We start from the raw sequence: 24,893 nt of genomic DNA, 5'->3' as shown, positions 1-24,893 counted from the left end.
CGTGCATGGCACGGATCATAACCAGTCCACCCGGCGCGTGCACTTGCCCGACGAAGCGGCGACCGAGCGCTTTGGCGCGGCGCTGGCGAACGGCGTGCAGCCCGGTCTTGTCATCTGGCTGGAAGGCGATCTGGGCGCCGGCAAGACGACGCTGGCGCGGGCGATGTTGCGCGTCCTCGGCCACACCGGGCCGGTGAAGAGTCCGACCTACGCCTTGGTTGAACTTTATAAAGTTTCGAGCTTATACTTGTATCACTTTGATTTTTATCGGCTCAACCACCCGGAGGAATTCGTCGATGCCGGATTGGACGAATACTTCACCGAAACAGCGGTGTGCCTCATCGAATGGCCTGACAAAGCGGCCGGCTTTCTGCCGCCCGCTGATCTTGTCGTTCGTCTGCGCAATGAGGGGGCGGGCCGTGCGCTCGAACTGGAGGCCGCCAGCGTGGCGGGATTGCAATGTCTGAACACGGTGAGCGCCCGCTTGCCAGCCGCCGCCGCCTGATCCAGGCGGCCGGTGCCACGCTCCTGCTGCTGGCAACGCCGACCTTGCGTGCGGCGGTGCGCCTGCCGAGCGTGCTGGCCGTTCGTGTCTGGCCGGCGCCTGACTACACGCGCGTGGCCATCGAGTACGACGCGCCGCTCAAATACACGCAGTTCCTCGTCAAGAACCCGGATCGCCTTGTCGTCGACCTCGAAGGCGTCGAGTTCAACGGCGTTCTCGATGGGCTGGCCAGCAAGATTTCCGCCGACGATCCCAATATCCGCCTGCTGCGCGCCGGCCGTTACAAGCCGGGCGTCGTACGTCTGGTGATGGATCTGAAGAATGAGGTCAAGCCGCAGGTGTTCGTCCTGCCGCCGGTCGGCGGCTACGGGCATCGGCTGGTGATCGATGTCTACCCGCTGAATCCGCCCGATCCCCTGCTCTCCTTGCTCGATGGCAAGGATGGCAACGCCCCGGCGGGCGACCGGCGTGTCGCGCGCAACGACAGCGCGCAGGACGCGCCGCCCGAGTTGCGCGTCGACAACCGTATCGAGATGCGTCCCGAGACGCCGGCCGAAACGCGCAAGCGCGGCGGCAAGCCGGTGGTCGACCGCCTGGTGACGATCACCCTCGATCCTGGGCACGGCGGCGAAGACCCCGGTGCCATCGGCCGGGGCGGCAGCTACGAGAAGCATGTTGCGCTCGCCGTAGCGCAGCGCCTGAAAGCGCGGATCGACGCCGAGCCGAACATGCGGGCCGTGCTCACCCGCGATTCGGATTTCTTCGTGCCGCTGCACATGCGTGTGCAGAAAGCGCGGCGCATACAGTCCGACCTCTTCGTCTCGATCCACGCCGATGGCTTCATCAAGCCGGATGCGCGCGGCTCGTCGGTTTTCGTCCTTTCGGAGAGCGGCGCGACGAGTTCCGCCGCCCGCTATTTGGCGCAGAAGGAAAACGAGGCCGACCTCATCGGTGGAGTGAATATCGACGTCAAAGACCCGGTGCTGGCGCGCACGCTCCTCGATCTGTCGCAGACCGCGACGATCAACGACAGCCTCAAGCTCGGTCGCGCCGTGCTTGGCGAACTTGGAACGATCAACCGTCTGCACAAGGACAGCGTCGAACAGGCGGGTTTTGCCGTACTCAAGGCGCCGGACATCCCGTCCATCCTTGTCGAAACCGCCTTCATCTCCAATCCGGAAGAAGAGAAGCGCCTCAACGACGACACCTATCAGGACAAGCTCGCCGACGCGATTGTCTCCGGCGTGCGCAAGTACTTCTCGCGCAATCCGCCGCTCGCCAAGTCGAAACAGGCCTGATCGCTGGCAGGCAGTGTCGCGCTGCCGGCACGGCACGGTGTTGAGCGGCGCCCCCCTGTCGATGCGCGCAATTCAACGCGCTGTTTTAGCAGCGGTATGGCGCTTCGTCGCCGCTGTTTCCTTTCTTTACCGATTCCTTCCTGTTTCTTTGCCGCGAGGCGCCTATACTGAATCGTCATCGGCGCTCGCCGGTGCTCACGAGGAGTGATGACCATGAGCAAGGAACGACAAAGCAAAAAAGAGGACAAAAAGCAGCCGCTATTGAGTCCGAAGGAAAAGAAAGCCGCCAAGCAGGCCAGGAAACACGCGCTGGACACGCCGCCGCTCATATCCCACTGACGCAATCTCGGCATGATGCTCGAAACAAAAACCCAATTTTCGCAATTGGGTTTTTTTTACCCGTTTCGGGTAAAGGTTTCCGGGTTTATGGTGCGGTGGTGAAGTGATGTTCAATGGTTATAAGTTATCCGTACGGGGTATTCGTTTGTAATCCGTGTACAATCGCCGCCGTGATTATTTTCTTGATGCGCTGAGGAACGATTATGCTGTATAAATTCTCGGTAAAGACGCGCCTGGCCTTTTTGGTGGCCCTGCTATCGGTCATCATGATCGTCGTTGGCGGCGTGGGCTTGTTAAGTACGGAAAAGGTCAAGGATCGGCTCAAGACCGTCTACGAGGATCGAACCGTCGCTCTCGTGCAGCTCTCCATCTTGCTCGATAACCTGCATCGCTCGCGCGGGCGCATCTGGTCCGCCGCGCTGGAGGATGATCCGGCCAAGGCGGCGAAGGAGACCGACGGTATTAGCGGATTTCTCGCCACGGCCAACAAGGAGTGGGCCGATTATCTGGCGACGTATCTGACGCCGGAAGAAAAGGTTATTGCCGCCGACTTTGAAAAGAACTACAAGCAGTATCTTGCCGCCATCGAGCCACTCGCCGTGATCGCGGCTAAGGGTGATCGCGCGAAAGCGCAAGACGCCATGGCAGCGTCGAATTTCCGGAAGATATTCAACGACTCGCGCGAGAAGCTCGATGAGCTGATGAAGTATCAGGCGGACGTCGCCAAGTCGGAATACGAGGCGGGGATCGCCGACTACACGCGTGCGCAGACGATATCGATTTCCCTGATCGTCGTCGGTTTGCTGCTGGGCATCGGGCTGGCGTGGTCGATCATCCGCTCGATCACCGTGCCGCTCGGCGAGGCGCTGAAATCGGCGCATCTGATCGCGCAGGGCGATCTGAGTCAACCGGTGCCGACCGGCGCCAAGGCTGAACTCGGCCAGCTGCTCAAGGCCATGAGCGAGATGCAGGTGGCGCTCAAAGACGTCGTCGGCGCCATCAAGCGCGATGCCAACCAGCTCGCCGAAACCGCCGATCGCCTCGCCGACTCGTCGAGCGAGGTCGCGAAAGCCTCAGGCATGCAGAGCGAAGCGTCGTCGGCGATTGCGGCGTCGGTGGAGGAAATGACGGTCAGCATCAACCACATCAGCGCGCGTACGACCGATACCCGCGATCTGACGCAGCAGGTCGGCGATCTCTCCGAGAGCGGCATGCGGACGACCGAGAAGACGACCGAGGGCGTGCGCACCATCGCCAGCTCCGTGAATCAGGCCTCGACACAGATCGACGCCCTGAGCAAGAAGATCGATCAGGTGGCCGGCACCGTCGGCGTGATCAACGACATTGCCGAGCAGACCAATCTGCTGGCGCTCAATGCCGCTATCGAGGCGGCGCGGGCGGGCGAACAGGGGCGCGGCTTTGCCGTCGTCGCCGACGAGGTGCGCAAGCTCGCCGAGCGTACGACGCAGTCGACACAGGAAATCCGCACCGTCATCGACGAGATTCTCGCGGCGGCGAGCGTCTCGGTGCGCAGCATGGGGCAGAGCGTCGAACAGGTCGCTACCGGGGTGTCGCTCTCCGAGGCCTCGGGGTCGGCAATCTCGCAGATCAAGCACAAGGAAGGCGAAGTGCTCGCGGCCGTCAGCGAGATCGCCGAGGCGTTGAGCGAGCAAAGTCAGGCCAGTACCGACATTGCCAAGCAGGTCGAGCGGATCGCCCAGGCCACCGAGGAGAACAGCGCTGCCATCACCGCGACCGCCGAGTCCTCGCAAAACCTCAACGAACTCGGCCGCTCCTTGATGCAGACCGTCTCCCGCTTCAAGACCTGAGGGGCGATTCCGCTTTTCGCCACCTCTCGTTGCGCCGCCTTTCGCCTTCATCCTCCGCCCGGTGGGCGGGCGGCGTCCGCGGCGGCGGCGAGGTGACTTCCCGTAGCAACGGCGGCCACGGCGCCGTCGTCTCGCCCTACCAGTGGAAGCGGCTCACCACCTGGCGCAGATCGCCGGAGAGGTTCATCAGCACTTGCGAGGTGGTCGCCAGTTCTTCGGCGGTGGCGCTGTTTTCTTCGGCCATGCGGGCGACGGTTTCCATGGTCTTGGCGAGTTCCTGACTGGCGACACGCTGTTCACCAAGCGCCATGTTGATGTTGCCGATGGAGGCCAGTACCTGGCCGGCGCTTTGCTGCACGCTGTGAATGGTGGAGCTCGTCTTCTCGGCGCTCTCGGTCATGCTGGCGACGCCCTCCTGGTTTTTCGTCATGCTCTCCACCACACGTTCGGCGCCACTCTGCACCGAATCGATCATGCCGGTGATTTCCTGTGCCGAGCTGGTCGTGCGCTCGGCGAGCTTGCGCACCTCGTCGGCGACCACCGCGAAGCCGCGCCCCTGCTCGCCGGCGCGCGCCGCCTCGATAGCGGCATTGAGCGCCAGCAGGTTGGTCTGGTCGGCCACCTCGCGGATGACTGTGACGATCTCGCCGATGGCGACGACATCGTGCTTGAGCTTGTCCATCTCCTGATACGTCGAGCGCGCCGATTCGCTGACCCCCTGAATGCGCTGCGCCGCATCACGCACGCTGGCGGCGCCTTCCTCGGCGAGCGTGCCGGCCTGCGAGGCCTGGGTCGACGCATCGCTGGCGTTGTCGGAGACGTGGTCGATACTCACCGACAGCTCTTCCAGTGTGGCCGAGGCCGATGAGGTCGAGTCAGCCTGCCGCTGCACACTGATGGCGACCTGCTCGGAGAAGCTCGACAGCTCCCGCGCCGAGTCGTTCACCTGCGTGGCGTTGGTGCGCACTTCTTCCAGGACCTGAATCAGCCCGGTGCGCATGCTCTCTTGCGCGGCTAGCAGACGACCGATTTCCGTGCGCCGGGGCGGCGGCGCCCCTTCGCTGGACGGGCTGAAATCGCCTTTGGCGATCTTCTCGCTTTGCCGGACGACCGACTCGATCTGCCGCGCCAGCGAGCGCGAGAGCGTCAGCGCGACGAGGGAGCCGAGAATCAGGCCGACGATCACGCTGGCGATCATCGCCCAGTGCAGTTCGTCGAAGGTGTCGAGCGCCTTCTGGCGGGATTTGTCCATCAGCCCGGACTGGAAGCTCGCCATCTCTTCCAGCGCAGCAATCAGCGCGTTGTTGGCCGGCGCGAATTCTTCCAGGAGGAAGGCCGTGCTGTCGTTGATGTTGTCGGCGCGGATGAGGGCATACATCTTCTCGTAATTGGCCGACACCTTGCTGCGCCGCTCCATGATGGTCGCAAACAGCTCGCGGCCTCTGGGCGTCGAGAGCAACTTCTCCATCTTCGCCAGCGACTCGCTGTTTGCCTTGCGGTTTTGCTCGGATTGCGCGATGGCTTTTTCCGCCGCCGCGCGGTCGCGCACGAGGATCGCGTTACGAATCACGCGGCCGTTGTCGAGCGTGCGTTTGATGATCTCATTGCTGAGGACGATCTTGGGATAGCGGTCATCGATCATGTCTTCGATGTTCGCTTTCACCCGCTCGGCTTCGAAGAGGCTGACCGCCATCATGGCGAGCATCAGCAGTAGAACAAATCCAAACCCCAAGGCCAGCTTTTCCTGAATCTTCAGTCCATTAAGCACGAGCGGCTCCTTTGGTTAAAGCTTTTGATTTATTAGTGTTTTTGTTCTCGCGCCGGATTGGATGACTAGGCGGATCGGAAGTTCATCGTCATGGAGCCTTCGCCGCCAGCTAGGCCTTTCCCTGAATATAGCTCTGCGCTATCGCTGCTTTTCAATCAATTGATTGGAAGAATGATTCTCGTTTTCCTAGACTGCATTCACGCCACAGAAAACGAAGGAGAACGCGATGAGCCGCCCGTTTTTCGACGCACATGTACTGATCGGCCTGCTGGCCGATATGGCACTGGGCCATTGATTTTCAGAGCTAATTTTCAACACGAGGAGAAACGCCATGAGCGAAGAGAAGAAACTCACCACCGCCGCCGGTTGCCCGGTGGTCGATAACCAGAACACCCTGACCGCTGGCCCGCGCGGCCCGGTGTTGTTGCAAGACGTGTGGCTGCTGGAGAAGCTCGCCCACTTCGACCGCGAGGTGATCCCCGAGCGGCGCATGCACGCCAAGGGTTCCGGCGCCTACGGCAGCTTTACCGTCACGCACGACATCACGCGCTACACACGCGCTAAGCTCTTCAGCCAGATCGGCAAGAAGACCGAGCTTTTCGCGCGCTTCACCACCGTCGCCGGCGAGCGCGGCGCAGCCGATGCCGAACGCGACATTCGCGGCTTCGCGCTCAAGTTCTATACCGAGGAAGGCAACTGGGACATGGTCGGCAACAACACGCCGGTGTTCTTCTTGCGCGACCCGCTGAAATTCCCCGATCTCAACCACGCCGTCAAACGCGACCCGCGCACCAACCTGCGCTCGGCGACGAACAACTGGGACTTCTGGACCTCGCTGCCCGAGGCGCTGCATCAGGTGACCATCGTCATGTCCGAGCGCGGCATCCCGGCGAGCTACCGGCACATGCACGGCTTCGGCTCGCACACCTACAGCTTCATCAACGCGCAAAACGAGCGCCACTGGGTGAAGTTCCACTTCAAATGCCAGCAGGGCATCCGCAACCTCACTGACGCCGAGGCCGAGGCAATCATTGGCCGCGACCGCGAAAGTCACCAGCGCGACCTTTTTGATGCCATCGAACGCGGCGACTTCCCGAAGTGGACGCTCTACGTGCAGGTGATGCCCGAGAAGGAGGCCGCGCAGGTGCCGTACAACCCATTCGACCTCACCAAGGTCTGGCCGCACAAGGACTATCCGCTGATCGAGGTCGGCGAGTTCGAGCTCAACCGCAACCCGGAGAACTTCTTCGCCGAAGTCGAGCAATCGGCCTTCAACCCGGCGGCGGTCGTCCCCGGCATCGGCTTCTCGCCCGACAAGATGTTGCAGGCGCGGCTCTTCTCCTATGGCGACGCGCAGCGCTACCGGCTTGGTGTCAATCACCATCAGATTCCGGTGAACGCGCCGCGCTGCCCGGTGCATAGCTACCACCGCGACGGCGCCATGCGGGTCGATGGCAACTTTGGCAGCCGCCTCGGCTACGAGCCAAACAGCTACGGCCAGTGGCAGGAACAGCCCGACTACCGCGAACCGCCGCTCTCCATCGAAGGCGCCGCCGACCACTGGAACCACCGCGAGGACGAGGACTACTACTCGCAGCCCGGCGCGCTCTTCCGCCTGATGAGCCCGGCGCAGCAGCAGGTGCTCTTCGACAACACCGCCCGTGCCATGGGCGACGCGCCCGAGGCGATCAAGCGCCGCCACATCGCCAACTGCAGCAAGGCCGACCCGGCCTACGGCGCCGGCGTGGCGAAGGCACTGGGAATCGAAGCGTAGGCGAGGCAGGCGGTGTAAGCGAGCCTGGTGGCTACGCTTGCTTGCGAATCAAGGCCCGGGGCGACCCGGGCCTTTTTTCAGCGGGGAAAGAGAGATGGCGAAGAAATGCTGCAAACGCAATCCGCCGTGCAAGGATTGCCCGAGGCAGAAAAAGAAGGCGGCGCTTGTGTCGTTGTATCGGACTCCGCCTTGGCATACGGCGCCACAGAAAGGGTGTTTGCGGTCTGGTATTTGTTTGTGTATGTGCTGTCGTTGAGGCGGGGTTTGAATGGGGCTACTCGGACGGGGAAGGAAGCCTTGCTGAAGTGAGGTGATTGGCTCGTGTCCGGCCTTTGCGGCTAGTGATGCCAGCAGGCTAGAATGACCGGTGCCGGCTAGAAGCGGCCTGTCGGTCACGCCCCCTGAAAGCAGTCGCTCATCATAATATTTCTCGCACGAACATGGGAGCTGTCTGGCATATTGTAGTTTTTATCCTGATAGCACGAACTCCAGATGAGTGAATGGTATGAAGTTAAAGCCTCATCTTTAGCGTCATCAGCATCATTTTTGTATGCGTACCCGAGTGTCTGTCAAAACACTGTTCGATATCCAAGGAGAATTCCGTGATTGCGAAGCCTCAAGTCTCGGTTGAGAAAAGAATAAAGGTCAGTCAAACGGAAATACCAAGAGAGAGTCTCGCCAAGGCATTATCAATTGCCGAAGCAATCTGGGAGAACTTCGCAGGCAAAGGAGCAGCGCCTCACGATGTTGCTTTAGCTCTTGACTTAAGCCCTACAAGCGGGCACTGGAGGAATCTCTGTGGGACTTCCATTGCATACGGGCTAACAGAGGGGGGGTATAACGCGAATACCATTGAACTTACTGCTCTCGGGCGAGCCATTGTTGCACCAACTTCCGAAGGTGAAGATATTGCAGCTAAGGTACAGGCGATTCTAAAACCAAGAGTAATGGGGGAGTTCTATAAGAAGTACGATAAGGCAAAGTTTCCGAAGGAAAATATTGCTGAAAACGTACTCGTGTCGCTTGGTGTTCCAAAAGAAAGGGCTGCAGAGGCGGTTGGTTTGGTTCGGGAGAATGGATTATTTTCTGGTGTACTCAGAGACACGAAGACCGGTCTATTCGTTGCGCTTGGGTCACCCTCGCCACACGTCCAAACAAAAGAATCTTCGTCCGACGAAGAAGACGTACCCTCCGTGCAACCTGATGCATTCGAGCTTGAAGAATTCGCAAAGAAAGTTTCTGGAGTGGTCGAGACAAAAACCCAGGCGGCCCTAGAAGAGAAAAACACTAATGTCTTCATCAGTCATGGAAAAAACAGAAAAATAGTTGACCAATTAAAGGAGCTTCTTACCTTCGGGAAGTTCACGCCAATTGTTTCTGTTGAGAAAGATGCTGCGTCAATACCCGTCCCAGAAAAAGTATTTGAAGACATGCGGCTTTGTTATGCGGCGGTAATTCATGTCGACAAAGAAGGGGAGTTTCTCGATGCCGATGGAAACACTCATACTCGCCTTAACGAGAACGTACTGATTGAAATCGGTGCGGCTATTGCTCTTTACAGAAAGAGATTTATCCTTCTAGTTGAGACGGGCGTAAAACTACCATCCAATTTGCAAGGGCTTTATCGTTGCGAGTACGAGGGCGATCAACTTGACTACGCTGCGACAATGAAGCTACTTAAAACCTTTAACGAGTTCCGATAGTTGATATCTAACTATCCCGTCGCGAGGGATCGCCCACAAACTACGCTTGTGGGTTCCTTTCGCGGCGTCGCCGCTGCGGCGGCCCCTCGCTTCAAACGTTGAACGTCCGCTTCTCCAAGCCGCCTGCTTCTGCATTGGGTCGAAAGCCGCCAATCCCAAAGTGCCGTTCCATCGGCCAGGATGGCCGATTTGAGCCGCCGCTCACTCCCCCAGCCCGTACTTCCTCACCTTGTCGTGCAGCGTCGTCTTGGCGATGGCCAGCGCTTCGGCGGTGCGCGCCAGCGATCCATGCCGGCGCAGCGCGTCGGCGATCAGCGCGCGCTCGAAGGCTTCCACCGTCTCGGCCAGCGGGCGCGCGGTGTTGCCGGCCGTGTCGCCGGTGGCTTCGCCGAAGGGCGGTGAGCCGCCCTCGATGCCGAGCACGCAGCGGTCGGCGACGTTGCGCAGTTCGCGCACGTTGCCCGGCCACGGGTAGCCCATCAGTCGGCGGATGCGGCCGGACTGCGGCGGCGTCAGCGGGCGCTGGTGGCGCGCCGCGGCCTGCAGCATGAAATGCTCGAAGAGCAGCGGAATGTCTTCGCGCCGTTCGCGCAGCGGCGGCAGCGGCAGCGTCGCTACCGACAGCCGGTAATAGAGGTCGGCGCGAAAGCGCCCCTGGCCGGCGAGCGCCAGCAGGTCTTCCTTGGTCGCGGCGATCACGCGGCAGTCGATGGCGATCGGCGTGTTCGAGCCGAGGCGCTCGAGCGTGCGCTCCTGCAGCACGCGCAGGAGCTTGATCTGCATCGCCAGCGGCATGCTCTCGATTTCGTCGAGGAAGAGCGTGCCGCCGTTGGCGTGCTCGATCTTGCCGATGCGCCGCTTGCCGGCACCGGTGTAGGCGCCGGCTTCGTGGCCGAAGATTTCGCTCTCGAACAGCGTTTCCGGCAGGCCGCCGCAGTTGATGGCGACGAAGTTGCCGCGCCGGCGCGGGCTGGCGTCGTGCAGGCAGCGCGCGACGAGTTCCTTGCCGGTGCCGGTTTCGCCGTGGATCAGCACGTCGGCGGCGCTGCTGGCGAGCGCGCCGATCAGCTCGCGCACGCGCGCCATGCCGCTCGAATCGCCGATCAGCCGCGCTGCCAGATGCTCGCGCTGCTCCAGCTGCCGGCGCAGATCGCGCACTTCGAGCACGAGGCGGCGCTTCTCGATGGCGCGGCGCACCACGTCGACCAGCTGTTCGGGCGCGAAGGGCTTCTGCAGGAAGTCGTAGGCGCCGTCCTTCATCGCCTGCACCGCCATCGTCACGTCGCCGTGGCCGGTGATCAGCACCACCGGCAGCTCGGCGTCGAGCGACTGCAGCTCGCGCAGAAGGCTCATGCCGTCCTGCCCGGGCAGGCGGACGTCGCTGACGACGATGCCGCGAAAGTCGGCGGAAAGCCGCCGCCGCGCCAGCTCGGCGCTGCCGACGCATTCGGCGGCGAGGCCTTCGAGCTGCAGCGCCTGCGCGCAGCCGAGCGCGACGTCGGGGGCGTCTTCGATGATCAGCGTGAGCAGCGGGGTCGGGTGGTCAGTCATGGCGCGCCGCGAGAGGAAGTTCGAGGGTGAACACGGCGCCGCCGTCGGGATGGTTGGCGCCGTGCAGGTGGCCGCCGAAATCGCGCACGATGCCGGCGGAAATCGCCAGCCCGAGGCCGAGTCCGTCGCCGGCGGCTTTGGTGGTGAAGAAGGGCTCGAAGAGGTGCGCCGCCGCCTCGTCGGAAAGGCCCGGCCCGTGGTCGCGCACATGCAGGCGCACCTGTGTTTCGCTGCACTCCCAGCCCACTTCGAGGCGCGGCTGCGGCTGGCCGGCCATGGCGTCGAGCGCGTTGCCGATCAGGTTGACCAGCACCTGTTCGAGCCGGTTGGCGTCGCACAGGGCCACCGGGTCTTCGCTCGGGCAGCTGCGTTCGACCACGGCGCCGGCGCGGCGCAGCCGCGATTCGAGCAGCGCCAGCGCGTTGTCGAGCGCGCGGCAGAGCGGCACGGCGGCGCTCTGCCCGCTCGATTTGCGCGCGAAGGTGCGCAGCTGGCCGCTGATGCGCCCCATGCGGTCGACCATCTCGGCGATGCGGCCGAGGTTGGTGCGTGTGGTGTCGACGTCGCCGCGTTCGAGGAACTTGCCGGCGTTGGCCGAGAGCGTGCGCAGCGCCGCCAGCGGCTGGTTGAGTTCGTGCGCGATGCCGGCGGAGAGCTGGCCGATCACCGCCAGCTTGCCGGCCTGCACCAGCTCGTCCTGCGCCGCGCGCAGCGTGCGTTCGGCGCGGATGCGCTCGCCGATCTCGTCCTGCAGCTGCTGGTTGGCCGTCGACAGGTCGGCGGTGCGCTCCTCGACCTTGCGTTCGAGCTGGTCGTGCGCGCGCTGCAGTTCCTCGCGCGCCGCCAGCCGGTCGCGCAGGTGGCGGCGGCGCTCATTGACGATGATGCCGAGCATGCACAGGCAGGCGGCGGCAATGGCGGCGAGCGCGGCGCGGCTTTGCGCGAGGTCGTCGACCTGCTCGAGATGCGAGAGCACGGTGAGCGTCCACGGCGTTCCCGGCAGCGCCCGCGATTGTTCTAAGAAGCGGCCAGCGACGGGGTAGACCGAGACCGTCTCGGGGTGCGTGGCGGCGATGCGCACGAGACGCGTGCCGTGCTCGAAGGCGTCGATCTCGTGGATGCCGAGCGTCGGCAGCGGACGCCGGTTGTATTGCTGGGTCAGTTCGAAGGTGGCGCGCGTGTTGTCGTCGAGTCCGCGCAGCGTGGTGAACTTCCAGCTGGGGACGGCGGAGAGGATGACGACGCCGTTCTCGTCGGCGACGAGTACGGGCGCTTCGACCGTCGCCCAGGATTTTTCCAGCTGTTCGAGGCTGACTTTGGTCACCGCCACGCCGAGCGTTCCCTTCTCACCGGTGAGCGCCGAGGCGAGGTAGTAGCCCGGTTCGCTGCGCGTCGTGCCGATGCCGAAGAAACGCCCGCTGCCGCTGGCGAGCGCGTCCTTGAAATAGGGGCGGAAGGAGAGGTCTTCGCCGAGGAAACTGTCCGGCCGCCGCCAATTGCTGGTGGCGAGTACGCGGCCTTGCGTGTCCATGACGTAGATCGAAAGCGTGCCGGCGCGGTCGTTGAGCTTTTCCAGATAGTTGTTTACGCGCTGCCGGGTGCGCTCGTCGGCGTGGCCGCCGAGGACGTCGAGCACGTCCTGTTCGAGGCTCAGGGTGCCGGGCAGGAAGGCGTACTTGCTGATCTCGCGCTCCAGACTGCCGGCGTAGATATCCAGCCGGTGCAGGCCGGTGGCCTGTAGCTCGGCGATACCGATGCGCTGCGCGATACGGTACGCCGAGACGCCGCTCAGCCCAATCAGCAGCAAGCAGAGCAGCAGCAGGGGCAGGGAGCGGATTCGGGGCATCGGCGGCGGATCGCGGAGGGTGGGCTTATGGTAGCAGCCGCGCTAGGCGACAAGGTCGGCGATCTGCTTGGCGATGAGTACCACCACCACGCCGAGGAAAGCCTTGCGGATGAAACCGGCGCCGTGCTTGAGCGCCAGCCGCGTGCCGAGGTAGGAGCCGGCGAGGTTGCACACCGCCATGATCAGGCCGATCTGCCACAGGATCGGGCCGTGGCCGGCAAAGAAGGCAATCGCCGAGAGGTTGGTGGCGAAGTTGATCATCTTGGCGCTGGCCGAGCCTTGCACGAAGTCCATGCCGAACAGGCGCACGCAGCCGAAGATCAGGAAGCTGCCGGTGCCCGGCCCGAAGAAGCCGTCGTAGAGGCCGATGACGCCGCCGAAGAGCGCGCCCTTCCAGCGGTCGGCGGCGTTCAGCTCGCGCGTTGCCTGCTGGCCGAGGTCCTTGCGCAGGAAGGTATAGAGCGCGACCACGATCATCAGCACGACGACCAGCGGCCGCATCGTCTCGCGCGGCAGCCAGGCAACCAGCGCGGCGCCGCCCCAGGCGCCGACCAGCGCCGCCAGCGTCGCCGGCAGCACCACCGCCCATGGAATGCGCACGCTGCGCGAGTAGCGCCACAGTGCGGCGCCGGTGCCGGCGATGCTTGAGACCTTGTTGGTGCCGAACAGCGTCGGGATCGCCGTTTGCGGAAACTGCGCCAGCAGCACCGGAATCTGGATCAGTCCGCCGCCACCGACGACGGCGTCGACCATGCCGGCAAAGAAGGCCGCCGCTGCCAGGATGGGCCAGTCAATCATGCGTTATTGCCAATTCGCTCATTCGCTCATTCGTGCAGGAAAAAAAGCCCGGTGCACTGCACCGGGCCAGAAAGCGGGCGTGGCCTGCGAGATCCACGCCTGCGGGAGTTGCATGCGTTGTCAAATCGATCAGGCCGCCTGCGCGGGTGCCAGTTCCGATTCTGGCACCAACGCGTCGTCGGCGTCGGCCAGCGCCGGATCAACCGGCGCGATGGCGCCTTCCCACTTGGCGACGACGGCAGTGGCGATGGCGTTGCCGAGCACGTTGGTGACGGTGCGGCCCATGTCGAGGAAGTGTTCGATACCGAGCACCAGCACGAGGCCGGCTTCCGGGATGCCGAACATCGGCAGCACGGCAGCGACGACGACCAGCGAGGCACGCGGCACACCGGCAATCCCCTTGGACGACACCATCAGCACCAGCAGCATGGTGAACTGCGTCGTCAGGCTCATTTCGATGCCGTAGGCCTGCGCGATGAAGAGCGCCGCGAAGGTCGTGTAGATCATCGAGCCGTCGAGGTTGAACGAGTAGCCGAGCGGCAGCACAAAGCCGGTGACGCGGCTGCTGACACCGAATTTTTCGAGCTGCTCCATCAGCTTCGGATACGCCGACTCGCTGCTCGCCGTCGAAAAGCCGACCAGCATCGGGCCGCGCACCATCTTCAGCAGGCGGAAGACTTCCTTGCCGAGGACGAAGTAGCCGGCGGCGATGAGCACCAGCCACAGGGCGCCGAGCGCGACACAGAAGCCGAACAGCAGCTTGCCGAAGACGACCAGCATGCCGACGCCCTGCGTGGTGATGACGCTCGCCACTGCGCCGAAGACGCCGACCGGCGCGAAGCGCATCACGTAGTCGGTGACCTTGAGCATCACGTGCACGATTTCTTCCATCGTGTTCACCAGGCTGCGCGCCGCCTGATTATGCAGATGGCCGAGCGCCAGACCGAAGAAGACGGAGAAGACGAGAATCTGCAGGATTTCGTTGGCCGCCATCGCCTCGACGATGTTCTTCGGGAAGACGTGGGTGATGAAGTCCTTCAGGTTGAGCGCGCTGGTTTTCAGATTCAGCGCCGCGCCCGAATCCGGCAGCGGCACGCTCAGCGCGGCGCCCGGTTGCAGCAGGTTGGCGAAAATCAGACCGAGCAGCAGCGAACAGAAGGAGGCACATACAAACCAGCCGAGCGCACGCGCGCCGATGCGGCCGACCGTCTTCGAGTCACCCATGCCGGCGAGGCCGGAGACCAGCGTCGCCAGAATCAGCGGCGCGATGATCATCTTGATGAGACGCAGGAAGATGTCGGTCAGGATGCTGAAATAGCTGGCAATTTCCTTCGCGGCGTCGGGGCTGCCGGCCTGCGTGTTGCAGATATAGCCGACGACGATGCCGAGGACCATGGCGATGCCGATCCAGGAGGTCAGCCGATTCATTTTCATGGGAATTTCCTTTGAACTGAGCGGATGGTGCGAGGGGCCGAGTCAGGTGGCACGCGTAGGCGGAGCGTGTCGGCTCCGCCGGCAGATGCCATGGCAGGCGCCGACGTCGAATGTGCTCGGGTCGGCGGTTTCGTCCGGGTGACGGACGGGGAATGCGTGCTCTGCCTGTCTCCTGGTGATGCGGGAGGGGGCGCCGGATCGCGGTCGCTTGCTTGTTGTTTGCACAGGCCGTGCCAGCAACGCCGCTTCTTAAGCCATGGTTTCAAAGGGGTTTTTGCCCGCGCCGCCGGGCACTGGTCGGAAATCCGGACGCGGGCGGCGGTTGGCGTTCGGGAAACCGAACGCAGGGCGGGACGGGGAGTGGAGCAGAGAGTGGAGCAGGGAGTGGGGCAGGGAGCCTCCAGCGGCGACGCGCTGAGCGTGGCGGCGGATTGATGGGTGGCGCACGCTGCGCCGCCGGCGGCCCCTGTGCTGCCCGGAGCACAAAAGAGAAAGGGCCTACCCGAAGGTAAGCCCTTATGTTTGGTGCTGCTGACCGGAATCGAACTGGTGACCTACTGATTACGAATCAGTTGCTCTACCGACTGAGCTACAGCAGCGCAGGGCGCGGATTATAGGCTGAAATCTGCGCCGGAAACAAGCGTAACGGCAGGGAAAATGGCGCGAGCGGGGCGACGGCGGCCGTTTGCTGCGCCAAACCTTGCTTCAGGTGGCTTCGACGAGGTCGCGCGGCAGCGGAAAATTCACGCCTTCGATGATGCCCGGAATGTCCTTGACCGAGCCGGCGCCCAGCGCGCTGAGGTGTTCGACGACTTCCCGCACCAGCTTCTCGGGGGCGGAAGCGCCGGCGGTGACGCCGATCTGGCGCACGCCTTCGAGCCATTCGGGGCGGATGTCGTCGGCACGGTCGACAAGGTGGGCTCGCACGCCGCGCCCGGCGGCGACTTCGCGCAGCCGGTTGGAGTTGGAGCTGCTCGGCGAACCGACGACGAGCACGAGATCGCAGCCTTCGGCCAGCGCGCGCACGGCGTCCTGCCGGTTTTGCGTGGCGTAGCAGATGTCGTCCTTTTTCGGGCCGATGATCGTCGGGAAGCGTTGCTTCAGGGCGCCGACGACGACTTCCGCATCGTCGACCGACAGCGTCGTCTGCGTGACGTAAGCGAGTGCCTCGGGCTGGCTGACGGCGAGCGTCGCCACGTCAGCGGCGTTTTCCACGAGGTACATGCCTTCGGTGGCCTGCCCCATGGTGCCTTCGACTTCCGGGTGGCCGCGGTGGCCGATCATGACGATCTCGCGCCCTTCGCGCCGCATGCGCGCGACTTCCATATGCACCTTGGTGACGAGCGGGCAGGTCGCGTCAAAAATGCGCAGGCCGCGCGCCTGCGCTTCCTCGCGCACCGTCTGCGAGACGCCGTGGGCGCTGAAGATCACCGTCGCGTTGGCGGGCACGTCGGCCAGTTCGTCGATGAAGACGGCGCCTTTTTCGCGCAGGCTGTCGCAGACGAATTTGTTGTGCACGACCTCGTGGCGGACGTAGATCGGCGCGCCGAATTTTTCCAGCGCGCGTTCGACGATGGCGATGGCGCGTTCGACGCCGGCGCAGAAGCCGCGAGGGTTGGCGAGGATGATGTTCATGGTGGTCGTCCTGTGAATCGTGGATCAGGGAGCTTGGCGCGGTGCCCGGCAGCGCTCAGAGAATGCCGATCAGCTGCACTTCAAACTGGATGGCGCGTCCGGCGAGCGGATGGTTGAAGTCGAACAGCGCCGTTTCGGCGTCGAGTTCGCGCAGGAAACCGGCGAAGTTGCCGCCGTCCGGCGTGCCGAATTCGACGAGCGTATTGGGGACGAGTTCGATTTCCGCCGGCAGTGCGCTGCGGGCGATGCGTTCGACGAGCAGCGGATTGCGTTCGCCGAAGGCGTCTGCCGGTGCCAGTTCGAAGCAGGTGCGGGTGCCCTCCGCCAGGCCGAGCAGGCGGGCTTCGAGCGGTGCGGCAAGCTGGCCGCTGCCCATTTGCAGCGTCGCCGGCGACAGGCCGAAGGTGCTGACGAATTCTTCGCCGTCGGCGGAGGCGAGCCGGTAGTGCAGGGTGAGAAAGCTGTCGGGCAATACCGTGGCGCTCATGCGTGATCTCCGGACGCGGGGCGTGGGCGTAGCTGGGTGAGGGCGAGCAGGATGGCGCCGCCGACGATGGCCGAATCGGCGACGTTGAAAGCCGGCCAGTAGTAACCGGCGACGTGCCACTGGATGAAGTCGACGACGGCGCCGAAGCGGATGCGGTCGATGACATTGCCGAGCGCACCGGCGAGGATCAGCGATAGCGCCAGCGAGAGATGCAGGTCGCTGGCATGGCGCCGCAGCATGACGACGATCCAGCCGGCAATGGCGAAGGCGAGCCCGGTGAAGAACCAGCGCTGCCAGCCGCCGGCATCGGACAGGAAGCTGAAGGCGGCGCCGGTGTTGAAGGCCAAGACCCAGTTCCAGAAGGGCGCGACGACGATGGTCTCACCGAGCTGGATATGCGAGAGCACTACCCACTTGGTCACCTGATCGAGGGCGATCAGCGCGGTGGCCAGGGCCAGCCAGTGACCGGAGCGCAGCCTAGACATGCTGATGCGCCTCTTCGCGGCCATTCAGGCTGGCGACGCAGCGGCCGCAGAGTTCCGGGTGGCTCGGGTCGGCGCCGACGTCGGCGCGCACGTGCCAGCAGCGTTCGCATTTGGCGTGCGCCAGCGGCGCGACGTGCAGGCGCTCGTCGGCCGAGCGGTGCAGATCGACCTGCGAGCAGATGAAGACGAAGCGCAGGTCGTCACCGAGCGAGGCGAGCAGTGCGTATTTTTCGCCGTCGGCATGGATGGTGACGGACGCTTGCAGCGAGGAGCCGATTTCACCGGCAATGCGGCGGTCTTCGAGTGCCTTCGTCACTTCGCTGCGCCAGACGCGGATCTTGCTCCACTTGTCGAGGAGCGCGCCTTCGTCGGCGGCGACCGGCGGACGATGCCACGTATGCAGCATGACCGAGTCGTCGTCCTGGCCGGAGAGGACGCGCCAGGCTTCTTCGCCCGTGAAGCAGAGAATCGGCGAGAGCAGGCGGATGAGCGTGTTGGCGATGTGCCACAGCGCGCCTTGCGCCGAACGCCGTGCCAGCGACTTGGCGCCGGTGGTGTACAGGCGGTCCTTGAGGATGTCGAGGTAGAAGCCGCCGAGGTCTTCCGAGCAGAAGGTTTGCAGCGACTGGACGACGCGGTGGAATTCGTAACGTGCGAAGTCGGCTTCGCAGCGTTCGGCGAGTTCGCGCGTCATGGCCAGCGCGTAGCGGTCGATTTCCAGCCATTCGTCGAGCGCCGGCATGTCGTGGGCGGCGTCGAAGTCGGCGACGTTGGCGAGCAGGAAGCGCAAGGTGTTGCGCAGGCGGCGGTAGGATTCGACGACACGTTTCAGGATTTCGTCGGAGATCGACAGTTCGCCCGAATAGTCGGTGGCGGCGACCCACAGGCGCAGGATGTCGGCGCCGAGCGTGTCGGAGACCTTCTGCGGCGCGACGACGTTGCCTTTCGACTTCGACATCTTCAGCCCCTTGCCGTCGACGACGAAGCCGTGCGTCAGGAGCGCGTCGTAGGGCGCGCGGCCGTCGATGGCGCAGCCGGTGAGCAGCGAACTCTGGAACCAGCCGCGGTGCTGGTCGGAGCCTTCGAGGTAGAGGTCGGCCGGGTACGAGAGCGTGTCGGCGTGTGAGCCGCGCAGCACGCTCCAATGTGTGCTGCCGGAGTCGAACCAGACGTCGAGCGTGTCGCTCATCTTGCGGTAGTGCTCGGCCTCGTCGCCGAGTAGTTCGCGCGCATCGAGCGCGAACCACGCTTCAATGCCGGCCTTCTCGACGCGTTTGGCGACTTCCTCGATCAGTTCGGGCGTGCGCGGGTGCGGCTGCGCCGTCTCGCGGTGCAGGAAGAAGGGGATAGGCACGCCCCAGTTGCGCTGGCGCGAGACGCACCAGTCGGGGCGCGTCTTCATCATCGCCTCCAGACGGGCGCGGCCCCAGGACGGGAAGAACTGGGTGGCATCGACAGCCTGCGCGGCGATCTGGCGCAGCGTCGGCGTCTCTTCGGCGGTCGTGTGTCCTTCGGCCTGGGCGCGTTGGTCCATGCCGATGAACCACTGCGTCGTCGCGCGGAAGATGATCGGGCTCTTGTGCCGCCAGCAGTGCGGATAGCTGTGGCGCAACTTGTCGAGCTTGAGCAGGCGTTGGCGCGCGGTGAGTTCTTCGATCACCAGCGGATTGGCTTCCCAGACCGTTTTGCCGGCGAGTTCGCCGGTCGACAGGGCGGGTGTTGCCGGCAGGAAGCGGCCGTCGTCACCGACCGGGTTGTTCACCGGCAGGCCGTAGACCTTGCCGACCACGTAGTCATCCATGCCGTGTGCCGGTGCAGTGTGCACGAGGCCGGTACCCGAATCGACGGTAACGTGCGTGCCGCAGATGATCTCGACCTCGCGCGTCTGGAAAGGATGGCGCAGCAGCAGGTGTTCGAGCGCCGCACCCTTGGCGCTGGCGACGCGGGTGCCGGTCAGTTCGTAGCGCGCCAGACAGGCTTCAGCGAGTTCGCGCACGAGGATCAGCGAGCCCTTCTCGGTGGCGATCAGCTCGTAGTCGAATTCGGGATGCACGCTCACCGCTTCGTTGGCCGGCAGCGTCCACGGCGTCGTCGTCCAGATGACGGCGAAGGTCGGGCCGTCGAGGCGCGTCAGACCAAACGCCTGTGCGGCCTTTGCCGCTGCTTCGGGCGCGAGTTCGAAGGCAACGTCGATGGCTGGCGAGGTCTTGTCTTCGTATTCCACCTCGGCTTCGGCGAGCGCCGAGCCGCAGTCCAGGCACCAGTTCACCGGCTTCAGACCCTGATAGAGGTAGCCCTTCTCGAGAATCTTGCCGAGTGCGCGGATTTCGTCGGCTTCGTTGCTGAAGTTCATCGTCAGGTAAGGCTTATCCCACGCACCAAGGATGCCGAGGCGGATGAAGTCTTGCTTCTGCCGCGCCACCTGTTCGCCGGCGTAGGTGCGGCAGAGTTCGCGCACGCGGTCGGCGGGGATGTGCTTGCCGTGCAGCTTCTCGATCTGGTGTTCGATCGGCAGGCCGTGGCAGTCCCAACCCGGCACGTAGGGCGCGTCGAAACCGGCGAGCGTCTTCGAGCGGACGATGATGTCCTTGAGGATCTTGTTGACCGCGTGGCCGATGTGGATGTCGCCGTTGGCGTAGGGCGGGCCGTCGTGCAGCACGAAGCGCGGGCGCCCGGCCGAGACGGCGCGGATCTTCTCGTAGAGCTTCTGCTCCTGCCAGGCGGCGACCCAGTGCGGTTCGCGCTTGGCGAGGTCGCCACGCATCGGGAAGGGCGTATCGGGCAGATTGAGGGTTTTCTTGTAGTCGGCCATGGCGATCTTCAGAAAGGGTGCGGACGAAATGGGGAGGTCAGGAGGCGGGCGTCGGCGTTGCTGCCGCCCGTTGCGCGAAAAATTCGTGGGCGATGGCGGCATCGCGGGCAATCTGCGCGCGCAAGGCGTCAAGGTTGGGAAAACTCATTTCATCGCGCAGTTTGGACAGGAAACGCACCGACAGGTGGGCGCCGTAGATGTCGCGATCAAAGTCGAACAGGTGAACTTCGAGCAGTGGGCGCGCATTGGCGTCGATGCTCGGACGCACGCCGAGGTTGGCGATGCCAGCGAGCGGCGGCGCATCGCGGCGACTGTCGAGGCCATTGAGACCACTGAGACCGCTGACTTCGACGGCAAAGACGCCGCTGAGCGGCGGCCGGTCGTGCCGGATGCGGATGTTGGCCGTGGCGAAGCCGAGGCGGCGGCCGAGTTGCTGCCCACGGACGATGCGACCGTCGATGGCGTACGGGCGGCCGAGCAGGCGTTCGGCGTGTTGCAGCTGGCCCTTGGCAAGCGCGTCGCGGACGGCGGAGCTGGAAATGCGTTCGCCGTCGAGCAGGACGCTGCGCATCGACTCGACTGCAAAGCCGTGGCGTTCGCCAGCGGCGCGCAGTTGCGCAAAGTCGCCCGTGCGGCCGGCGCCAAAGTGGAAGTCGTCGCCGATGATCAGATGGCGCACGCGCAGGCATCTGACCAGCACGTCGTCGATGAATTGCTCGGCGGACAGCGCGGCGAACCGGGCGTTGAAGCGGCCGACGCAGCAGTGACGTACACCGTCGGCGTCGAGTAATTCGAGCTTCTCGCGCAGCGTCGACAGGCGCGCCGGGGTTGCTTCGGGCGTGAAAAACTCGCGCGGATGCGGCTCGAAGGTGAGCGCGGCCGGCAGCAGTCCGCGCCCCTGCGCCACCTCGCCGAGGCGGCTGAGCAGCGCACGGTGGCCGAGATGGACGCCGTCGAAGTTGCCGATGGTCAGCGCCGTGTCGGCGGGCGCCGGGCGCGAAAAACCGCGTTGGACGAGCATTGGGCGAGTGTCGCCTCGACAAAACGCCAGATTATAGCGTTTTGACGCCGCCCCCGCCGTGGCGCCCATTTCCCTTTGACGCCGCCCCCGCTCGGCGACGGTTCGCTCGCGGGTTTCGCGGTACCATCTGGCGCAACAATCAACCCGATGGAGAAGCGTGCATGCGTATCGAAGATTCGGTGTTTCTGGTGACCGGCGGCGGTTCCGGTCTGGGTGCGGCGACGGCGCGACGTTTGGTGGCCGGTGGCGCCCGCGTGCTGTTGGCCGATGTGAATAGCGAGGCCGGCACGGCCCTGGCGGAGGAACTGGGAGCGAACGCCGCGTTCGTGCACGCCAACGTTGCCGATGAGGCGAGCGCGGCGGCGGCTGTCGATGCGGCGTGTTCGCGCTTCGGTCGTCTCGATGGGTTGGTCAATTGCGCCGGCATCGCGCCCGCGGAAAAGATCGTCGGCCGCGAGGGCGCGCATCGCTTGGAGAGCTTCGCACGGGTGATCAACGTCAACCTCGTCGGCTCTTTCAACATGCTGCGTCTCGCCGCCGTGGCGATGGGGCGCAATCAGCCGAATGCCGGCGGTGAGCGCGGCGTCATCATCAATACGGCTTCGGTCGCCGCCTACGACGGGCAGATCGGCCAAGCCGCCTATGCCGCGTCGAAGGGCGGCATCGTCGCGTTGACGCTGCCGGCGGCCCGCGAGCTGGCGCGCTCGGGGATTCGCGTCATGACGATTGCGCCGGGGATTTTCGAGACGCCGATGTTGCTCGGCATGCCGGAAGAGGTACAGCAGGCGCTTGGCAACATGGTTCCCTTCCCCTCGCGTCTGGGCAAACCGGACGAATACGCCGCGCTCGTTCAGCACATTGTCGAGAACGCCATGCTCAACGGCGAGGTCATCCGTCTGGATGGCGCCATACGGATGGCGCCGCGTTGACTGTGTGAGGAGGTTCCGGCGTGGCGGCGGGTCTTGAAGATAGGGCGGTGACGCCGCAGGCGTGTTACCACTGTGGCTTGCCGGTGCCGCCGCAGACGGATTTTGCGGTGGATATCGATGGTGAGCCGCGGACGATGTGCTGCGCCGGCTGTCAGGCCGTGGCGCAGGCGATTGTTGGCAACGGGCTGGCGGATTACTACCGTAACCGCGATGCCCTGCCGCAATCGCCGGCCAGCGGTGGGCGCGAGGCTTTGCCTTCGGCGCTCGCCGATCTGGGGCTTTTCGATCACGCCGATTTCCAGAAGAGTTTTGTCCGCGCGCTGGGCCCCGACGAGCGCGAGGCGTCGCTGCTGCTCGAAGGGATCACCTGTAGCGCCTGCATCTGGCTGAACGAGCAGCATCTGGCGCGGCAGCCGGGTGTGCTGGCGGCCGAGATCAATTACGCGACACGCCGCGCTCGCGTGCGCTGGGATGAGCGGCGCATCCATCTTTCGGAGATTCTCGCCGCTGTCGCGGCCATCGGTTATCGCGCCTATCCCTACGATCCGGCGCGCAGCGAGACGCTGGCACGCGAAGAGCGGCGGGCCGCCCTGTGGCGGGTGTTCGTCGCCGGCTTCGGCATGATGCAGGTGATGATGTACGCCGTGCCGGTGTATTTCGCTGGCGAAGGCGATATGTCGCCCGAGATCGAGCAGTTGATGCGCTGGGCCAGCCTGGTGCTGACGCTGCCGGTGGTCTTTTATTCGGCGGCTCCTTTCTTTCGCGGCGCCTGGCGCGATCTGCGGCTGGGGCGAGCCGGCATGGATACGCCGGTGGCCATTGGCGTCGGCGCGGCGTTCGCGGCCAGCGTCTGGGCCACGCTGACGGCTTCGGGGCAGGTGTACTTCGACTCGGTGACGATGTTCGTCTTCTTCCTGCTGGGCGGGCGTTTCCTCGAAATGAGTGCGCGCCAGAAGGCGGTCGGCGTTGCCGAAGCCCTGGCGCGGCTTTTGCCGTCGTTTGCCGAGCGGCTGTCGGGATTCCCCGGCGGGCGCGACAGCGAGCGTGTGCTGGTTGGTGACCTCGTCGCTGGCGACGCTGTGCTCGTTCGTGCCGGCGAGACGATTCCGGCCGACGGGCGGGTGCTCGATGGCGTGAGTTCCGTCAATGAATCCTTGCTGACGGGCGAAAGCACGCCGGCGCACAAGTCGCCCGGCAGCGCGCTGATGGGCGGCGCACAGAACGTCGATAGTCCGCTCGTCATGTGCGTCGAGGCGGTCGGCGAGGCGACGCGTCTGTCGGCCATCGTGCGCCTGATGGAACGCGCGGCGGCGGAGAAACCGCGTCTTGTCGAACTCGCTGATCGCGTTGCCTCGCGCTTTATCGGCGTGGTGTTGCTGCTGGCAGTGGCGACGGCGATTGCGTGGACGATCATCGACTCCGACCGCGCCCTCTGGGTAACGGTGTCGATGCTGGTGGTGACCTGCCCGTGTGCGCTATCGCTGGCGACGCCGCTGGCGCTGACGGCGGCGAGTGGCGCGCTGGCGCGCGATGGCCTGTTGGTGACGCGGGCGCATGCCATCGAAACGCTGGCACAGGCGACCCATTTTGTCTTCGATAAAACCGGCACGCTGACCTTCGGCCGCATGCGTGTGCGGGAGGTTGAGCCCATGGGGCGCCTCGATGCGTCTACGGCGCTCGCTTGGGCGGCGGCCCTCGAACGCGATTCCGAGCATCCGCTGGGCGCCGCCTTGCGCGACGCGGCGAAGGTGGCGGGGGCGGCAGCCGAGAAAGTGGTAGGGACCGGGGCGACAGAGGGGGCTCCGCCCCCGGCCGGCGAGGGCGCCGCGCCGCGCCGCGCCGCTGGCGTGCCGGAGTTTTTTGATGTGCGCAATACGCCCGGTAGCGGGATCGAGGCGCAGACGACGACGGGCGCGATTCGTCTCGGTCGGCCGGAGTTTGTTGCGCAGTTGCACGGACTGGCCTTGCCGGAGAGCGTCGCGGCATCGCGGCCGACGGCGAATGAGAGCGCGGTGTCCGACGCCTCGGACGATGCCTCGTCGGCGCGCGTCGATACGCTCATTGCGCTGGGCGACGCGCAGGGCTGGCTGGCGCTCTTTCGCATTGGCGATGCCTTGCGCCCGGAGGCGGCGGCGCTGGTCGCGGCTCTGCGTGCGGCAGGCAAGCGCGTGACGCTGGCGACGGGGGATGCGTGGCCGGCGGCGCGCACCGTGGCGGCGGCGGTTGGCATCGACGATGTGCAGGCGGCGATGTCGCCGTCGGACAAGCGCGATTTCGTGCGGGCCTTGCAGGCGCGGGGCGAGGTGGTGGCGATGCTTGGCGATGGCGTCAATGACGCACCGGTGCTCGCGCAGGCCCAGGTGTCGGTCGCCATGGGTGAAGGGGCGCCGCTGGCGCGGGCGCAGGCGGACGTTCTCCTCCTGGCGGCTTCGCTTGACCCCTTGCGTCGCGGGGTCGTGCTGGCCGGGCGGACCTGGCGGGTGATCCGCCAGAACCTCGCGTGGGCCGTGCTCTACAACGCCCTGGCCCTGCCTTTGGCGATGGCGGGGCTGATTTCACCCTGGCTGGCGGGCATCGGCATGTCGGCCAGTTCGTTACTGGTGGCGCTCAATTCGCTACGCTTGCAGACGCCTTCGCCGCGCTGATGCTGATTTCGTGGGCCGTTGCCCGCACTTGTTG

The 24,893-nt window shown here is 64.6% G+C and carries 18 protein-coding genes and 1 tRNA gene; 8 read left to right on the top strand and 11 right to left on the bottom strand.

Annotation, left to right across the window (positions count from 1 at the left end):
• Position 1: 1 nt before the first annotated feature.
• The 4 genes from tsaE (at position 2) to GHK24_RS07730 (ending at position 3,971) form a co-directional block, all read left to right on the top strand.
• Positions 2 to 505 carry a tRNA (adenosine(37)-N6)-threonylcarbamoyltransferase complex ATPase subunit type 1 TsaE gene (gene tsaE / locus GHK24_RS07740; protein ID WP_340666139.1) on the top strand — a complete coding sequence of 168 codons (504 nt, stop codon included), beginning with the start codon at positions 2 to 4 and terminating at the stop codon, positions 503 to 505.
• Positions 460 to 1,803 (top strand): N-acetylmuramoyl-L-alanine amidase, encoded by a 1,344-nt coding sequence (locus tag GHK24_RS07735; RefSeq protein WP_153471620.1) that lies wholly within the window; start codon positions 460 to 462, stop codon positions 1,801 to 1,803. The genes tsaE and GHK24_RS07735 overlap by 46 nt, the downstream gene beginning before the upstream one ends.
• Before the next feature lie 213 nt (positions 1,804 to 2,016).
• Positions 2,017 to 2,142 (top strand): hypothetical protein, encoded by a 126-nt coding sequence (locus tag GHK24_RS13800; protein WP_277986412.1) that lies wholly within the window; start codon positions 2,017 to 2,019, stop codon positions 2,140 to 2,142.
• A 203-nt stretch (positions 2,143 to 2,345) separates the two neighbouring features.
• Positions 2,346 to 3,971, top strand: coding sequence for a methyl-accepting chemotaxis protein (locus GHK24_RS07730; RefSeq protein WP_153471616.1), 1,626 nt, complete (start codon positions 2,346 to 2,348; stop codon positions 3,969 to 3,971).
• Between the two features lie 136 nt (positions 3,972 to 4,107).
• Here the strand turns inward: GHK24_RS07730 and GHK24_RS07725 are convergent, their stop codons facing one another.
• On the bottom strand, positions 4,108 to 5,739 hold the full coding sequence (locus GHK24_RS07725) for a methyl-accepting chemotaxis protein (RefSeq protein WP_153471613.1): 1,632 nt from the start codon (positions 5,737 to 5,739) through the stop codon (positions 4,108 to 4,110).
• A gap of 331 nt (positions 5,740 to 6,070) precedes the next feature.
• Between GHK24_RS07725 and katE2 the strand changes: the two genes are divergently transcribed.
• Both katE2 and GHK24_RS07715 read left to right on the top strand, forming a co-directional pair.
• The gene (gene katE2 / locus GHK24_RS07720) at positions 6,071 to 7,513 is read left to right on the top strand and encodes a catalase KatE2 (protein ID WP_153471610.1); all 1,443 of its coding nucleotides are present in this window, start codon (positions 6,071 to 6,073) and stop codon (positions 7,511 to 7,513) included.
• Between the two features lie 602 nt (positions 7,514 to 8,115).
• Positions 8,116 to 9,216 (top strand): TIR domain-containing protein, encoded by a 1,101-nt coding sequence (locus tag GHK24_RS07715; RefSeq protein ID WP_153471607.1) that lies wholly within the window; start codon positions 8,116 to 8,118, stop codon positions 9,214 to 9,216.
• A gap of 201 nt (positions 9,217 to 9,417) precedes the next feature.
• Here GHK24_RS07715 and GHK24_RS07710 read toward each other — a convergent pair whose 3' ends face one another.
• From GHK24_RS07710 to GHK24_RS07665, 10 genes are all read right to left on the bottom strand, one after another.
• Entirely contained in the window at positions 9,418 to 10,767 is a 1,350-nt protein-coding gene (locus tag GHK24_RS07710) for a sigma-54-dependent transcriptional regulator (protein ID WP_153471604.1), read from the bottom strand.
• A complete protein-coding gene (locus tag GHK24_RS07705) occupies positions 10,760 to 12,613 on the bottom strand; it encodes a sensor histidine kinase (RefSeq protein ID WP_153471601.1) in 1,854 nt (617 codons plus the stop codon). Before GHK24_RS07705 ends, GHK24_RS07710 begins: the two co-directional genes overlap by 8 nt.
• A gap of 42 nt (positions 12,614 to 12,655) precedes the next feature.
• The gene (locus GHK24_RS07700) at positions 12,656 to 13,411 is read right to left on the bottom strand and encodes a sulfite exporter TauE/SafE family protein (protein ID WP_153471598.1); all 756 of its coding nucleotides are present in this window, start codon (positions 13,409 to 13,411) and stop codon (positions 12,656 to 12,658) included.
• Between the two features lie 129 nt (positions 13,412 to 13,540).
• Complete coding sequence (locus GHK24_RS07695; RefSeq protein WP_153471595.1) at positions 13,541 to 14,845, bottom strand: dicarboxylate/amino acid:cation symporter; 1,305 nt, start codon at positions 14,843 to 14,845, stop codon at positions 13,541 to 13,543.
• A gap of 523 nt (positions 14,846 to 15,368) precedes the next feature.
• A tRNA-Thr gene (locus tag GHK24_RS07690) sits at positions 15,369 to 15,444 on the bottom strand.
• A 106-nt stretch (positions 15,445 to 15,550) separates the two neighbouring features.
• Positions 15,551 to 16,480 carry a 4-hydroxy-3-methylbut-2-enyl diphosphate reductase gene (gene ispH, locus GHK24_RS07685; RefSeq protein ID WP_153471592.1) on the bottom strand — a complete coding sequence of 310 codons (930 nt, stop codon included), beginning with the start codon at positions 16,478 to 16,480 and terminating at the stop codon, positions 15,551 to 15,553.
• Positions 16,481 to 16,535: 55 nt separating this feature from the next.
• Positions 16,536 to 16,967: an FKBP-type peptidyl-prolyl cis-trans isomerase gene (locus GHK24_RS07680; RefSeq protein ID WP_153471589.1), complete on the bottom strand. Its 432-nt coding sequence runs from the start codon at positions 16,965 to 16,967 to the stop codon at positions 16,536 to 16,538.
• Positions 16,964 to 17,452, bottom strand: a complete 489-nt coding sequence (lspA, locus tag GHK24_RS07675) for a signal peptidase II (protein WP_153471586.1) — start codon at positions 17,450 to 17,452, stop codon at positions 16,964 to 16,966. The genes GHK24_RS07680 and lspA overlap by 4 nt, the downstream gene beginning before the upstream one ends.
• Positions 17,445 to 20,264: an isoleucine--tRNA ligase gene (ileS, locus tag GHK24_RS07670; RefSeq protein WP_153471583.1), complete on the bottom strand. Its 2,820-nt coding sequence runs from the start codon at positions 20,262 to 20,264 to the stop codon at positions 17,445 to 17,447. The genes lspA and ileS overlap by 8 nt, the downstream gene beginning before the upstream one ends.
• Positions 20,265 to 20,301: 37 nt before the next feature.
• Entirely contained in the window at positions 20,302 to 21,285 is a 984-nt protein-coding gene (locus tag GHK24_RS07665) for a bifunctional riboflavin kinase/FAD synthetase (RefSeq protein WP_153471580.1), read from the bottom strand.
• 161 nt (positions 21,286 to 21,446) lie between these two features.
• Between GHK24_RS07665 and GHK24_RS07660 the strand changes: the two genes are divergently transcribed.
• Together GHK24_RS07660 and GHK24_RS07655 are read left to right on the top strand one after the other, a co-directional pair.
• Positions 21,447 to 22,214, top strand: a complete 768-nt coding sequence (locus GHK24_RS07660; protein ID WP_153471577.1) for a 3-hydroxyacyl-CoA dehydrogenase — start codon at positions 21,447 to 21,449, stop codon at positions 22,212 to 22,214.
• Positions 22,215 to 22,234: 20 nt separating this feature from the next.
• The gene (locus GHK24_RS07655) at positions 22,235 to 24,859 is read left to right on the top strand and encodes a heavy metal translocating P-type ATPase (RefSeq protein ID WP_340666138.1); all 2,625 of its coding nucleotides are present in this window, start codon (positions 22,235 to 22,237) and stop codon (positions 24,857 to 24,859) included.
• Positions 24,860 to 24,893: the final 34 nt, after the last annotated feature.

Source organism: Rhodocyclus gracilis (assembly GCF_009617575.1).
Lineage (GTDB): Bacteria > Pseudomonadota > Gammaproteobacteria > Burkholderiales > Rhodocyclaceae > Rhodocyclus > Rhodocyclus gracilis.
Note: the sequence above shows the minus strand (reverse complement) of the source record. Positions and strands in the feature narration are given on the sequence as shown.